The following is a 13,667-nucleotide window of genomic DNA, read 5'->3' on the forward strand; positions in this document are numbered from 1 at the left end:
AGTTCGATTTGCTGAAACACGTTCAGCGATGCTCATCTGTAAAACGTCATAATGAATTTCATTATGTGTTCACTCGTGAGACTTGATATTTTTTAAAGTCCGGAGACTTTTGATATCAATCCTGCGAGTGCCCACACAGATTGTCTGATAAATTGTTAAAGAGCAGTGCAGTCAGTGCCGAGGCTTCCTGCTGCGAGGTGGCGTATATTACGCTTTCCTCCTTCGGAGTCAACTTCTTTTTGAGAAGTTTTTTCCGGCGGTTCAGAGAACTTCCTGAACCTCTAACACGCTGGCCTGTAAGCCGTTGTTCCGTGTCAGTGGAGGCGCAGTATAGGGATTTTCTGACGGCTGACAAGGGCTAATTTAAAAAAAACATTCACATGCTTAGTTTTCATGCAGAATTACGAAAAAAGCCGTTTTTTTGCCGATTAAATAAACAAAAATGGGCCCGAAGGCCCATTTTAATAACAACATTGTCAGAAAACGTCATTTAAGGAACGTATCCGACACGTCACTCTTTACTGATGCGCGACGATAACGCCATCCTGCAGATCCATTTCTATCATCTTGCCCGGAACCAAAGCACCGGAAAGAATCTGCTGCGCTAACGGGTTCTCAATCTGCTGCTGGATAGCGCGTTTCAACGGACGGGCACCGTATACCGGATCATAACCATTCTCACCCAGCTGCTGCAGGGCAGCATCGGAAATATGCAGCTCATAGCCACGCTCTTCCAGACGCTGATACAAACGCTGCAGCTGGATACGAGCAATAGAAGCAATGTGTTTCTCGCCCAGCGGATGGAAGACCACCAGCTCGTCAATACGGTTAATGAACTCCGGACGGAAACTGTGGCTGACAACCGACAGCACCAGCTCTTTCATTTCGCCATAGCTCAGCGCACCGAAACGCTCCTGAATCAGATCGGAACCCAGGTTAGAGGTCATGATCACCACGGTATTGCGGAAATCGACCGTTCTGCCCTGTCCGTCGGTCAGGCGCCCATCATCCAGTACCTGAAGCAGGATGTTAAAGACATCCGGGTGTGCTTTCTCCACTTCATCCAGCAGGATCACTGAATAAGGACGACGGCGCACGGCTTCGGTCAGGTACCCTCCCTCTTCATAACCCACATATCCCGGAGGTGCACCCACCAGCCGCGATACCGAGTGTTTTTCCATAAACTCGGACATATCAATGCGCACCATGGCATCGTCGCTGTCGAACATAAAGTTAGCCAGCGCTTTACACAGCTCGGTTTTACCCACCCCGGTCGGGCCGAGGAACAGGAACGAGCCAATTGGACGGTTTGGATCGGCCAGGCCCGCACGGCTACGGCGAATGGCGTTCGATACGGCTTCCACCGCCTCATTCTGCCCAATCACCCGCGTATGCAGTTCCTGCTCCATGCGCAGCAGCTTGTCACGCTCGCCTTCCATCATGCGGGCCACAGGAATACCGGTCCAGCGCGCCAGCACATCGGCAATTTCGACGTCGGTCACGCGGTTACGCAGCAGACGCATGGTTTTACCTTCCGACTGGGTTGCCGCCGCCAGCTGTTTTTCCAGCTCCGGAATTTTACCGTACTGCAGCTCAGACATCTGGCCCAGGTCACCCAGTCGGCGCGCCTGTTCCATATTCAGCCTCGCCTGCTCCAGCTCGGCTTTAATGTGCTGAGTACCGGAAAGAGAGGCTTTCTCCGCCTTCCACTCTTCTTCCAGCTCTGAGTAATCACGCTCTTTCTGCGAAAGCTCGTTTTCCAGCATCTCCAACCGTTTGATACTGGCATCGTCAGACTCTTTCTTCAGCGCCTGCTGTTCCAGCTTCAGCTGAATGATGCGGCGCTCCAGGCGATCGAGCGCTTCCGGCTTGGAGTCGATCTGCATACGAATGCTGGAAGCCGCTTCATCGATCAGATCGATAGCTTTGTCCGGCAGCTGACGATCGGCAATATAGCGATGGGACAGCGTTGCCGCCGCAACGATAGCCGGGTCGGTAATCTGTACATGGTGATGCAGCTCGTAGCGCTCTTTCAGACCGCGCAAGATGGCAATGGTATCCTCCACGCTTGGCTCGGCCACAAACACCTTCTGGAAACGACGTTCCAGCGCCGCATCTTTCTCAATGTACTGGCGATATTCGTCCAGCGTTGTCGCGCCAACGCAGTGCAACTCGCCGCGCGCCAGCGCCGGTTTGAGCATATTACCGGCATCCATCGCGCCGTCGGCCTTACCGGCACCCACCATGGTGTGCAGTTCGTCGATAAACAGAATGACGTTGCCTTCCTGTTTCGACAGATCGTTCAGCACGCCTTTCAGACGCTCTTCGAACTCACCGCGGTACTTAGCCCCGGCCACCAGCGCGCCCATATCCAGCGCCAGCACGCGGCGGCCTTTCAGCCCTTCCGGTACTTCACCGTTAATGATGCGCTGTGCCAGTCCTTCGACGATGGCCGTTTTACCGACGCCGGGTTCACCAATCAGCACCGGGTTATTTTTGGTACGACGCTGCAGTACCTGGATAGTACGGCGAATCTCCTCATCGCGGCCGATGACCGGGTCAAGCTTGCCCTTTTCGGCGCGCTCGGTCAGGTCGATGGTATATTTGCTTAATGCCTGACGTTGATCTTCCGCCCCTTGATCGTTCACTTTCTCTCCTCCTCGCATCTGGTCAATCGCTTTCGTCAGCTTGTCGCTGGTTACACCGGCAGATTTCAGTAAGTCAGCCAGTGAACCGCGGGAGTCGAGTGCTGCCAGAACAAATAATTCTGATGAAATAAAGTTGTCGGCGCGCTTTTGCGCCAGTTTGTCACACAGGTTCAGTACGCGTACCAGGTCAGCAGAAGGCTGGACATCGCCATCGGTGCCTTCAACCTGCGGTAAGCGACTAAGAGACTGTTCAATATCGTTGCGTAAGGAAGCAACATCTACGCCAGCCGCGGTCAGTAAAGGACGAACGGATCCACCTTCCTGATTGAGCAAGGCGCTCATCAGATGCAGAGGTTCAATGAATTGGTTATCTCGGCCGAGGGCCAGGGATTGGGCATCAGCCAGTGCCAGCTGAAATTTGTTAGTAAGACGATCCAGACGCATAATTTCCCCCATTCAGGTCAAATTGCTACTGGAGATTAAATGAGGTCATCCCTCAAATTTTTCAAGGTAATGACCTGAACATTTCGGAGAAAAAAACATCAATCCGGACCGTCTTATGGCGCTAGGTTATATCAGCCAGATGAAACTTGCCATACGCCCGGTGATTCCATCGCGTCGGTAGGAGAAAAATTGTTCTTCCTGCGTATAGGTGCAATCGCCGCCACCGCTGATACACCGCACTCCGGCAGCGTGTAAACGCTGCGTTGCCAGCATCCAGAGATCGGCATAAAACTTTTCACCTACAGCACGAAAAGCGGAGTCGGCAGCAGAATCGGCGGCACAAAATGCCTCCCGAACCTCCGGGCCGACTTCAAATGCGTTCGGACCGATGGCCGGGCCGAGCCAGACGGTAATGTCCGCAGCTGGCGCTGAAAAAGCATTCAGCGTCGCTTCCAGTACCCCGGAACATAAACCCCGCCAGCCTGCGTGAGCGGCGGCAACCTCCTGGCCATCCGCCGAGCAAAAGAGCACAGGCAGACAATCCGCGGTCATCACCGCACAAACTACCCTACGCTCGCGGGTATAGACGGCATCTGCGCGCAGTGAAGCCGGTGGTTGCCCATCAAGCCGCAATACATGCGTACCGTGAACCTGATCCAGCCAGACCGGCATCGAAGGAAGATTAAGTTCATCCACCAGGCGCTGCCGGTTAACCTGAACGTTCTGCGGATCGTCGCCAACGTGCGCGCCCAGGTTCAGACTGTCCCACGGAGCATGACTGACGCCGCCGCTGCGCGTGCTGCTGCACGCGCGGACGTTGGCGGGAAGAGCCCCGTCAGGGATAACGGGCTTCATTACCAGTCCAACTGCTCTTTAAACTCTTCGGTATCCGCCTTCAGGGCATTGATCAGATCGACCATGTCCTGCGGCAACGGCGCATGCCACTCCATCTCAATGCCGGTAATCGGATGATAAAGACGCAGCATGGTTGCGTGCAGCGCCTGGCGATCGAAACCGCGCAGCGTAGCGATAAAGGCCTCTGAAGCCCCTTTCGGCGGGCGTGGACGGCCACCGTAGAGCGGATCGCCCACCAGCGGATGCGTGATGTGGGACATATGCACGCGGATCTGGTGAGTACGCCCGGTTTCCAGGCGGAGACGCAGACGCGTATGGGCACGGAAGTGCTCCATAATACGATAGTGGGTCGTTGCCGGTTTACCCATCGGGTGCACCGCCATATGCGTACGCTTAGTCGAGTGGCGACTAATCGGCTCGTCTACGGTGCCGCCCGCCGTCATGCGGCCAATAGCTACGGCTTCATACTCGCGGGTGATTTCGCGTCGCTGAAGCGAATCGACCAGATGCGTCTGCGCCGGAACGGTTTTCGCCACGACCATCAGGCCGGTCGTATCTTTATCCAGACGATGGACGATACCCGCGCGCGGTACATCGGCAATCGCCGGGAAGTGATGAAGTAATGCATTCAGCACGGTGCCGTCGGGGTTGCCTGCACCCGGATGGACGACCAGATGACGCGGTTTATTAATGACCAGAATGTCGTCATCTTCATAAACGATCGTGAGTGGGATGTCCTGCGCTTCCCATCGGGCCTCTTCTTCGATTTCCGCATCGATGATAATTTGCTCACTTCCGAGCACTTTTTCCTTAGGCTTGTCGATTATTTCACCGTTTACGGTGACGCGACGGTCAAGAATCCATTCTTTTATGCGAGAACGTGAATAATCAGGGAACAATTCGGCCAAAGCCTGATCTAAGCGTTGTCCGAGTTGCGATTCGGATACCGTTGCGTTGAGTTTTACTTGTTGTGCCATAAACAGCTTCTTCGTTAACGTTGGGTTTTCACGGCGATGCCGTTTAATATAATGTGCTATTGTACCTGGTCACTATCGGGAGCTATACGGACAGCTTCCTGAATAACACTCTGAGGATAATCAAATCGTCATGACGCGTATGAAATATCTGGTGGCTGCAGCCACGTTGAGCCTGGCATTAGCTGGATGTTCCGGCTCCAAGGATGTGGTGCCTGACAGCCCGCCTTCCGAGATTTATGCCACTGCCCAGCAAAAACTGCAGGACGGTAACTTTAAAGGAGCAATAACGCAACTGGAAGCGCTAGATAACCGCTATCCATTCGGCCCTTACTCCCAGCAAGTTCAGCTAGACCTGATCTACGCATACTATAAGAATGCCGATTTGCCGCTGGCCCAGGCTGCCATCGACCGCTTTATGCGCCTCAATCCCACCCATCCAAACATTGACTACGTCATTTACATGCGTGGCCTGACGGATATGGCGTTGGATGATAGCGCGCTGCAGGGATTCTTTGGTATTGACCGTTCAGACCGCGATCCAACTCATGCGCGTGATGCTTTCAAAGACTTCTCGCAGCTACTGCGCGGCTACCCCAACAGTCAATATGCGACCGATTCACGTAAGCGCCTGGTGTACCTGAAAGATCGTCTGGCGAAATACGAATTATCCGTGGCTGAATTCTACACTAAACGCGGCGCTTATGTTGCAGTGGTTAACCGTGTAGAACAAATGCTGAAAGATTACCCGGATACCAAAGCAACGCGCACCGCGTTACCGCTGATGGAAAATGCTTATCGTCAGCTGCAGCTTAATGCTGAAGCTGAGCGCGTGGCCAAAATCATCTCGGCTAACCAGGCCTGATCGGCTGGTAACAAAAAAGGCAGCGCTTAGCTGCCTTTTTTTACGCCTGAAAAATGCCGTCTGGCACATTCCCGCCCGTATGATCCTATCAACAATGCCATTGAAACAGGCCGCCGACAAGGGCTCTGACCGCATTTATCAGCCGGTTTCACACTTTTATCCTTCCTGACAAAAAGTGACAATAAAATGTGATCTAAATCACACATTTTACCGTTTTAGGCGCTATGCTGGAATCACCAAGACGGAAATGACAGAGAGGTAAGCACTATGGTTCTGAACATTACCAGCAAGCAAATGGAAATTACTCCGGCTATTCGCCAACATGTCGAAGACCGTCTTTCAAAGCTCGAAAAATGGCAAACCCATCTGATTAATCCGCACATTGTTCTTTCGAAGGAGCCGAAAGAGTTCGTTGCCGATGCCAATATCAATACGCCTAACGGCCCGCTGGTTGCCACCGCTAAACATGAAGATATGTACACGGCTATCAACGAGCTGATTAACAAACTCGAGCGCCAGCTGAACAAAGTTCAGCACAAAGGTGAAGCGCGCCGCGCCGCCGCCAGCGTCAAAGATTTGAGTCCAATCGACGAAGAATAAGTTCCGCATCCCGAATAACGCGCCTGCGGGCGCGTTTTTTATTGACAGAATGAAATTACAGCGGTTACTTTAACCTTCCAGATCGCTGCTATGAATTGAGCAAAATGAAATTTATCCCGTTTTTCTTCGCATTCTTTTTTACCTTCCCCTGACTGGGAGGCAATTCGTCGTGTAAGAATGAATGCGAAGACGAACAATAAAGCCTCCCAAAAAAGGGAGGCTTTTTTTTTAGCGACATCTGACAGGTAGCGATATGAACTCCGAGAATCCTTTGCTGGCCCTGCGTGGTAAAATCAGCGCGCTGGATGAAGAACTACTGCAACTGCTGGCCCAGCGCCGCTCGCTGGCGGTTGACGTAGCCAAAGCCAAAATGTCTACGCATCGCCCTATCCGCGACATTGACCGCGAGCGAGACCTGCTTGAGCACCTGATTACATTGGGAAAAAGCCATAAACTGGATGCCCACTACATCACCCGTCTCTTTCAGCTGATTATTGAAGACTCCGTTCTGACCCAGCAGGCTCTGCTGCAAAAGCATCTGAACAACACGAACGCGCAGTCTGCCCGTATCGCCTTCCTTGGCCCGAAAGGCTCCTACTCGCACCTGGCCTCGCGCCACTATGCGGCACGCCATTTTGATAATTTTATCGAAAGCGGCTGCCTGAAATTCCACGATATTTTCAATCAGGTTGAGACCGGCCAGGCGGATTACGCCGTTCTGCCAATTGAGAACACCACATCCGGCTCAATTACCGACGTCTATGACCTGCTGCAGCAAACCAGCCTGTCCATCGTCGGCGAGATCACGCTGCCCATCGACCACTGCGTGCTGGTTTCCGGCAGCACCGATCTCCAGCAGATTGAGACCGTTTACAGCCACCCTCAGCCTTTCCAGCAGTGCAGCCAGTTTATTCACCGCTATCCGCACTGGAAAATTGAGTACACCGAAAGCACCGCCGCCGCGATGGAAAAGGTCGCCGCCATGAATTCACCGAAAGTTGCCGCACTGGGCAGCGAAGCCGGGGGCGATCTGTATGGCCTGCAGGTTCTTGAAAGAAATCTCGCCAACCAGCGGCAGAATATCACCCGCTTTATCGTGCTGGCCCGCAAAGCGGTGGATGTTTCAATGCAGGTCCCGGCGAAAACCACGCTGATTATGGCCACAGGGCAGCAGGCGGGCGCACTGGTTGAAGCCTTGCTGGTACTGCGCCAGCATAATCTGACCATGAGCAAGCTGGAGTCTCGTCCGATCAACGGCAATCCGTGGGAAGAGATGTTTTATATCGATTTCCAGGGCAATTTACGTTCAGATGAGGTTCAGCAGGCGCTGCGCGAGCTGGCCCCGATTACCCGCTCGCTGAAAGTGCTGGGCTGCTATCCCAGTGAAAACGTCGTGGCGGTAGAGCCTCTCTAATTATTACCGGTGGCCTGCCGTTGCAGGCCACCTATTCAGCACAACAGAAGCATTCCCCCCTGCCCCCTGACGCTATATCATGGTATATACAGCGACTTCAGGAATTCTTTATGATCCCTATCCTCCGTACTTTAGCTCTGACGTTTTTTATCACCTCAGTGCCCTTTTTCTCTTACGCCGATCGCCAAGTAACAGACCAGCTTGGGCGCCAGGTGACCATCCCTGACAAGGTTGATCGTGTGGTTGTGCTACAGCATCAAACCCTCAACCTTCTGGTCCAGCTGGATGCCACAAATAAGATGGTGGGGATACTCGCCAACTGGCGGCAGCAGCTTGGTGATAGCTACGCCCGCCTGGTGCCTGAACTGACCAAAGTCCCTATGCTCGGCGATTTAACCCATGTCGATCTTGAAAAGCTGGTCGCCCTGCATCCTCAGGTGGTATTTGTCACCAACTACGCGCCGCAGGAGATGATCGACCAGATCCAGCAGCTCGGTATTGCGGTTATCGCTATCTCGCTGCGGGCGGATGATAAGCAGCAGAGCCACCTCAATCCCGATTTGCAGAACGAGGAGCAGGCTTACAATCAGGGCCTGAAAGACGGTATCCGTTTAATCGGCACGGTGGTGAACCATCAGCAGCAGGCGGAGGCGCTGATTAAAGCCACTTTCAGCCTGCGTCAGAAAACCACCGACCGTCTGAAGGACATTCCTGCCGCCGATCGCATTCGGGTTTATATGGCGAACCCCGACCTGACAACCTACGGTTCCGGTAAATATACCGGCCTGATGATGAACCATGCGGGCGCGATGAACGTGGCGGCCGCGACGGTAAAAGGCTATAAGCAGGTTTCGATGGAGCAGATACTGGCGTGGGATCCTCAGGTGATCTTTGTGCAGGATCGTTATCCGCAGGTGGTGGATGAGATCTATCAGCAGCCTACCTGGCAGGCTTTAGACGCAGTGAAAAATCATCGCGTCTATCTGATGCCGGAATATGCCAAGGCGTGGGGTTATCCGATGCCGGAGGCGATGGCGCTGGGTGAACTGTGGATGGCGAAAAAACTCTATCCCGAAAAATTCAACGATATCGACATGCAGCAGCAGGCCGAAAGCTGGTATCAGCGCTTCTACCGTACTGACTATCGCGGCAGCAACTGATGAATCCGCTGCGCGTGCTGGCCGCAGGAAGCCTGCGCCCCGTTTGGTCAGCGATTGCTGAACGCTTTCAGAGCCATTATCCGTCAGGCATGGAGACGCAGTTTGGCCCGGCAGGCCTGCTTCGGCAGCGGATTGAACAGGGCGAGCCCTGCAGTCTGTTTGCCTCCGCCAATATGGCGCATCCGCTGGCTTTACAGCAGTCAGGCCGGGCGCAGCAGGTTGCCGCCTTTAGCCATAACGCACTGTGCCTGAACGTACGCCGGGAGCTTGGCGATCGCTCCTGGCTGGAGCTGCTGCAGGATCCGAAAATGCGTGTGGCAACCTCAACGGCAGGCAGCGATCCCTGCGGTGACTATGCATGGCAGATGTTCGACAGTCTGGCTGCGTGGGATAGCGTTCTGGGTCAGGAGCTCAGGCAGCGTGCCCGGATGCTGGTCGGTGGGGAAAACTCTCCGCAGGTCCCGCCCGGTATGCAGGCGTCGTCGTGGATTATCGAGTCTGATCAGGCCGATATTTTTATCGGCTACCGCAGCTATAACCGCCTGCAGGGAAAAGAAAGCCGTATCGCTACAGTCAGCATTCCTCAGGAATGGCAGCCGTCGATAATCTACGGTTTTGCCATTTGTGATGCGAAAGCCCGGCCGCTGGCTGACTTTTTACTGTCGGAAGAGGCACAGGCTATTTTCCATCAGTATGGTTTTAACGCGGTAGATTCTTAGCAGTTTGGAAATACGTAAATCCGCAAATGACCCATAAAAAAGGGCAGCCCGGCGGTTAATTCTGCTCACTCTGCGTGCGCACGCTTAACCAACGGCTGCCCTTCTTAATCAACACGCCAAATTATGCCCGGCTGTCGTTTGCCTGACGCAGCAGCGTTCGGCTCTCGGCCTGGAAGCGCTTCGCGTAGTCGCCAAACCAGTGCTCGACCCGGCGGAAACTGTCGATAAACGCCTGCTTGTCACCATGTTCCAACAGCTTAATCGCCTCGCCAAACCGCGTGTAGTAACGCTTAATCAGCGCCAGGTTGCTTTCCGAAGACATAATAATATCCGCGTAAAGCTGTGGATCCTGCGCGAACAGTCGGCCAACCATCGCCAGCTCAAGGCGGTAGATCGGTGAAGAGAGCGCCAGCAGCTGTTCCAGCTGTACGTTCTCTTCGGCCAGATGCAGGCCATAGGCGAAGGTCGCAAAGTGGCGCAGCGCCTGGATAAACGCCATATTCTGGTCATGCTCAACCGCGCTGATACGATGAAGCCGCGCCCCCCAGACCTGAATCTGCTCCAGGAACCACTGATAGGCTTCCGGCTGACGGCCGTCGCACCAGACCACCACCTGCTTCGCCAGGCTGCCGCTGTCCGGGCCAAACATCGGATGCAGGCCCAGAACCGGCCCGCCGTGGGCGGCCAGCATCGCCTGCAGCGGTTTATTTTTCACCGATGCCAGGTCGACCAGAATACAGTCCTGCGGCAGCGGCGGCAGCTCGGCGATCACCTGCTCGGTCAGATGGATCGGCACGCTGATAATCACCATGCCGGCATCCGCCAGCAGTTCCTCCGCCTGATGATGCTCCTCTTTATCGAGGATCCTCACCTGATAGCCGGAGAGGGTCAGCATTTTTTCAAACAGCCGCCCCATCTGCCCTTTACCGCCGACGATCACCACCGGACGCAGCTCTGGGTTCAGCGTTTTGAAGCCTTTATCATTTTCACTGGTATAGGATTCACGCATTACCCGACGCAGCACGTCTTCGATCAGGTCCGGCGGCACGCCCAGCAGCTCGGCTTCTTTACGGCGAGAGGCCAGCATGGTGGCCTCTCGTTCCGGTACATAGATCGGTAATCCGTAGCGGCTTTTCACTTCCCCCACTTCCGCTACCAGCTCCAGCCGTTTAGCCAGTAAATCTAGTAGCGCTTTATCCACTTCATCAATTTGATCGCGCAGTGCGGTCAGTTCAGCCACCATAACTCGTTAATCCTCTTACTACAGACGTGCCGCCAATACGCCGTTGAGATCCTGATGAATTTCACGCAGCAGGCTTTCAGTCGTTTCCCAGTTAATGCAGGCATCCGTGACCGAAACACCGTAACGCATATCGCTGCGCGGCTGCTCGGAAGACTGATTGCCTTCATTAAGGTGACTTTCCAGCATCAGACCGATAATTGAACGGTTACCGTCTTTGATCTGTGCCACTGCCGATTCAGCGACGCCCGACTGGCGGCGGAAATCTTTATTAGAATTGCCGTGACTGCAATCTATCATCAAGGATGGACGGAGTCCCGCCTGCTGCATCTCTTTTTCACACTGAGCCACATCTTCCGGGCCGTAGTTCGGCTTTTTACCGCCGCGCAGGATCACGTGTCCGTCCGGGTTCCCCTGGGTTTGCAGCAGGCAGACCTGACCGGCCTGGTTAATGCCGACGAAACGGTGCGGCATCGCAGCGGCGCGCATGGCGTTAATCGCGGTGCCCAGACTGCCATCGGTGCCGTTTTTAAAGCCAACCGGCATTGACAGACCGGACGCCATTTCACGGTGAGTTTGCGACTCGGTGGTACGCGCACCGATTGCAGACCAGCTGAACAGGTCACCGAGGTACTGTGGGCTGTTTGGATCCAGAGCTTCGGTCGCCAGCGGCAGGCCCATTTCAACCAGATTCAGCAGCAGCTGACGCGCAATGTGCAGGCCGCCTTCCATATCAAAGGTGTTATCCATGTGCGGATCGTTAATCAGACCTTTCCAGCCAACTGTGGTGCGCGGCTTTTCAAAGTAAACGCGCATCACAATGTACAGCTGGTCACCGACCTGGTCAGCCAGGGTTTTCAGATGGCGAGCATAGTCCAGCGCTGCCTCCGTATCGTGAATCGAACAAGGCCCACACACCACCAGCAGGCGATGATCTTTACCATTAATGATGTCGGAAATGGTCTGGCGTGAAGCGGCAATCTGCTGCTCCAGCGCGCTGTTGAGCGGGAAGCGTTTTTTCAGTTCTTCAGGGGTAATCAGAACCTGTTCGTCAGCGATATGAATATTGTTCAGCGCGTCTTTTTGCATGATCGTAATCCTGGGCAATTCGATTAATAGGGATCCTCAATGAGGTTGAAAAGAACTGTACCACAATACGTACATTACTCAACCCCGAAATGTACAGATTTATTACCACCACCAAAACAAAGACCACGAAATTAAAAATAAATTGATTAATATCAATAGAATATATTAATAAAAAAACCCAAAAAGACAAACCAGAATGTAAACATTAGTTTACAAGAAGAGGTTTTATAAAATTCCCTGTCTTTTCCGTTACCTGCCGTCTTCCCCCTGATGCACTGTGGTAATGTTAGTGCCGATCTTTGATTCTTTAAGGCAAATCGTCGGGAGAAATGAATGGATTTTATCATGCGGGCATTTGAAGACGCTGATGCAGCAGCCTTCACACAGGCCGTGAATCAGTCACTGGATACCCTGCTACCGTGGATGACATGGGCACATAAAAATTACACGGAAGATGAGGCCCGGCTCTGGTTTCACCTGACTCACCTGCAGCGCCAGCAGGGAACGGCCAACGAGCTGGGCCTGTTCGCCGCCGATGGTCGTCTGCTCGGCGGTGCCGGTTTACGTTACAGCATCAATCCGCTGATCCCCTGCTCTATTGGCTATTGGGTTCGCAGCAGCGAGCAGCGCCAGGGGCTCGCCAGCGAGGCGGTTCGCCGCCTGGCAACCCGTGCCTTCAGCCAGCCGGATATTGACGTAGTGGAGATCCTGGTCGCCGAGAGAAATATCGCCAGCCGTACCGTTGCCGAAAAAGTGGGGGCGAAGACTATCGCGATTCGCTATGGGCTGATCGTGCTGGACAGCGGCCCGGTCAGCACCGTTATCTATCATCTCCATCGTCCTTTCCTGGATGAAAGTGACGATGGCATTGCCAGACCTGACCGTCTCCGATAGCATTCTGTTTTACCTGCACAGGATAATCAGCAATGACGTCTCACGTTCGCTTAGCCCTGATGGGCGATTACCGCGCCGATGCGGTTGCACACCAGGCCATCCCTCTCGCGGTAGATCTTGCCGCACAGTCCCTGAACCTCGATGTTACTGCCGAATGGCTGCCAACGCCCGACCTTACCGATCCGTCGGTGCTGGCAAGATATGATGCCGTCTGGCTGGTTCCCGGCAGTCCCTATCTGAATGATGAAGGCGCGTTTATGGCCATCCGCCACGCGCGTGAAAACAATCTGCCGTTTCTGGGATCCTGCGGCGGCTTTCAGTACGCCGTTGTTGAATATGCCCGTAACGTGCTGGGCTGGAAGGATGCCGGGCATGCCGAAACCGACAGCGGCGGGCGCCTGGTCATTGCGCCATTAAGCTGTTCACTCGTCGAGAAAACCGGAACTATCGTGATTCAGCCCGACACGCGTCTGGCAGGACTTTACGGTAAAGGTGAGATTGAGGAAGGCTATCACTGCAACTATGGCGTGAATGCTGATTTTGTCAGCGAGCTGCAGTCCCACTCACTGCGTATCAGCGCCCACGATCTTGACGGGGACGTTCGGGCCATTGAGCTGCCAGAACACAGATTCTTTATGGCAACGCTGTTTCAGTCGGAGCGTGCTGCCCTGCGCAATGAACTGTCGCCGATGGTTGTCGAGCTTCTGCGCGTGGCCAGCCAGCGCACGTAAAAATAAACGGGGCCGCGAGAGCGTCTGGCCCCGT

At 54.1% G+C, this 13,667-nt stretch carries 13 protein-coding genes and 1 other annotated feature; of the genes, 8 read left to right on the plus strand and 5 right to left on the minus strand.

Annotated features, from left to right (window positions below):
- Nucleotides 1-518: 518 nt before the first annotated feature.
- From clpB to rluD, 3 genes are all read right to left on the minus strand, one after another.
- Nucleotides 519-3,092, minus strand: a complete 2,574-nt coding sequence (clpB, locus tag EC836_RS05105) for an ATP-dependent chaperone ClpB (protein WP_123330812.1) — start codon at nt 3,090-3,092, stop codon at nt 519-521.
- Between the two features lie 126 nt (nt 3,093-3,218).
- Nucleotides 3,219-3,947, minus strand: coding sequence for a purine nucleoside phosphorylase YfiH (gene yfiH / locus EC836_RS05110; RefSeq protein ID WP_123330814.1), 729 nt, complete (start codon nt 3,945-3,947; stop codon nt 3,219-3,221).
- On the minus strand, nt 3,947-4,924 hold the full coding sequence (rluD, locus tag EC836_RS05115; RefSeq protein ID WP_123330816.1) for a 23S rRNA pseudouridine(1911/1915/1917) synthase RluD: 978 nt from the start codon (nt 4,922-4,924) through the stop codon (nt 3,947-3,949). The genes yfiH and rluD overlap by 1 nt, the downstream gene beginning before the upstream one ends.
- A 130-nt stretch (nt 4,925-5,054) precedes the next feature.
- On the opposite strand from rluD, the gene bamD reads away from it, so the two are divergent.
- The 6 genes from bamD to modA all read left to right on the plus strand — a co-directional run bounded on the left by bamD (nt 5,055) and on the right by modA (nt 9,679).
- The gene (gene bamD / locus EC836_RS05120) at nt 5,055-5,786 is read left to right on the plus strand and encodes an outer membrane protein assembly factor BamD (RefSeq protein WP_123330818.1); all 732 of its coding nucleotides are present in this window, start codon (nt 5,055-5,057) and stop codon (nt 5,784-5,786) included.
- Between the two features lie 267 nt (nt 5,787-6,053).
- Complete coding sequence (raiA, locus tag EC836_RS05125) at nt 6,054-6,386, plus strand: ribosome-associated translation inhibitor RaiA (RefSeq protein ID WP_123330820.1); 333 nt, start codon at nt 6,054-6,056, stop codon at nt 6,384-6,386.
- Between the two features lie 103 nt (nt 6,387-6,489).
- Nucleotides 6,490-6,616: a sequence feature (Phe leader region), on the plus strand.
- Nucleotides 6,491-6,538: a pheA operon leader peptide PheL gene (gene pheL, locus EC836_RS05130; protein WP_105594002.1), complete on the plus strand. Its 48-nt coding sequence runs from the start codon at nt 6,491-6,493 to the stop codon at nt 6,536-6,538. (Overlaps the previous feature by 48 nt.)
- 23 nt (nt 6,617-6,639) lie before the next feature.
- Nucleotides 6,640-7,800 (plus strand): bifunctional chorismate mutase/prephenate dehydratase, encoded by a 1,161-nt coding sequence (gene pheA, locus EC836_RS05135; RefSeq protein ID WP_123330822.1) that lies wholly within the window; start codon nt 6,640-6,642, stop codon nt 7,798-7,800.
- A gap of 110 nt (nt 7,801-7,910) precedes the next feature.
- The gene (locus EC836_RS05140) at nt 7,911-8,960 is read left to right on the plus strand and encodes an ABC transporter substrate-binding protein (RefSeq protein WP_123330824.1); all 1,050 of its coding nucleotides are present in this window, start codon (nt 7,911-7,913) and stop codon (nt 8,958-8,960) included.
- Complete coding sequence (modA, locus tag EC836_RS05145; protein WP_123330826.1) at nt 8,960-9,679, plus strand: molybdate ABC transporter substrate-binding protein; 720 nt, start codon at nt 8,960-8,962, stop codon at nt 9,677-9,679. The genes EC836_RS05140 and modA overlap by 1 nt, the downstream gene beginning before the upstream one ends.
- Before the next feature lie 121 nt (nt 9,680-9,800).
- Here the strand turns inward: modA and tyrA are convergent, their stop codons facing one another.
- Together tyrA and EC836_RS05155 are read right to left on the minus strand one after the other, a co-directional pair.
- On the minus strand, nt 9,801-10,922 hold the full coding sequence (gene tyrA, locus EC836_RS05150) for a bifunctional chorismate mutase/prephenate dehydrogenase (protein WP_123330828.1): 1,122 nt from the start codon (nt 10,920-10,922) through the stop codon (nt 9,801-9,803).
- Between the two features lie 18 nt (nt 10,923-10,940).
- Nucleotides 10,941-12,008 (minus strand): 3-deoxy-7-phosphoheptulonate synthase, encoded by a 1,068-nt coding sequence (locus EC836_RS05155; protein WP_123330830.1) that lies wholly within the window; start codon nt 12,006-12,008, stop codon nt 10,941-10,943.
- Between the two features lie 333 nt (nt 12,009-12,341).
- Here EC836_RS05155 and EC836_RS05160 point away from each other — a divergent pair, with 333 nt between their 5' ends.
- Complete coding sequence (locus tag EC836_RS05160) at nt 12,342-12,902, plus strand: GNAT family N-acetyltransferase (RefSeq protein ID WP_123330832.1); 561 nt, start codon at nt 12,342-12,344, stop codon at nt 12,900-12,902.
- A 32-nt stretch (nt 12,903-12,934) separates the two neighbouring features.
- Nucleotides 12,935-13,633, plus strand: coding sequence for a CTP synthase (locus EC836_RS05165; RefSeq protein WP_123330834.1), 699 nt, complete (start codon nt 12,935-12,937; stop codon nt 13,631-13,633).
- Nucleotides 13,634-13,667: the final 34 nt, after the last annotated feature.

The sequence above is a fragment of the Erwinia sp. JUb26 genome (assembly GCF_003751505.1).
Lineage (GTDB): Bacteria > Pseudomonadota > Gammaproteobacteria > Enterobacterales > Enterobacteriaceae > Erwinia.

What these genes read in the sequence shown, in the direction of transcription:
- clpB (WP_123330812.1), bottom strand. Translation starts at nt 3,092, where the DNA reads ATGCGTCTGGATCGTCTTACTAACAAATTTCAGCTGGCACTGGCTGAT.
- yfiH (WP_123330814.1), bottom strand. Translation starts at nt 3,947, where the DNA reads ATGAAGCCCGTTATCCCTGACGGGGCTCTTCCCGCCAACGTCCGCGCG.
- rluD (WP_123330816.1), bottom strand. Translation starts at nt 4,924, where the DNA reads ATGGCACAACAAGTAAAACTCAACGCAACGGTATCCGAATCGCAACTC.
- bamD (WP_123330818.1), top strand. Translation starts at nt 5,055, where the DNA reads ATGACGCGTATGAAATATCTGGTGGCTGCAGCCACGTTGAGCCTGGCA.
- raiA (WP_123330820.1), top strand. Translation starts at nt 6,054, where the DNA reads ATGGTTCTGAACATTACCAGCAAGCAAATGGAAATTACTCCGGCTATT.
- pheA (WP_123330822.1), top strand. Translation starts at nt 6,640, where the DNA reads ATGAACTCCGAGAATCCTTTGCTGGCCCTGCGTGGTAAAATCAGCGCG.
- EC836_RS05140 (WP_123330824.1), top strand. Translation starts at nt 7,911, where the DNA reads ATGATCCCTATCCTCCGTACTTTAGCTCTGACGTTTTTTATCACCTCA.
- modA (WP_123330826.1), top strand. Translation starts at nt 8,960, where the DNA reads ATGAATCCGCTGCGCGTGCTGGCCGCAGGAAGCCTGCGCCCCGTTTGG.
- tyrA (WP_123330828.1), bottom strand. Translation starts at nt 10,922, where the DNA reads ATGGTGGCTGAACTGACCGCACTGCGCGATCAAATTGATGAAGTGGAT.
- EC836_RS05155 (WP_123330830.1), bottom strand. Translation starts at nt 12,008, where the DNA reads ATGCAAAAAGACGCGCTGAACAATATTCATATCGCTGACGAACAGGTT.
- EC836_RS05160 (WP_123330832.1), top strand. Translation starts at nt 12,342, where the DNA reads ATGGATTTTATCATGCGGGCATTTGAAGACGCTGATGCAGCAGCCTTC.
- EC836_RS05165 (WP_123330834.1), top strand. Translation starts at nt 12,935, where the DNA reads ATGACGTCTCACGTTCGCTTAGCCCTGATGGGCGATTACCGCGCCGAT.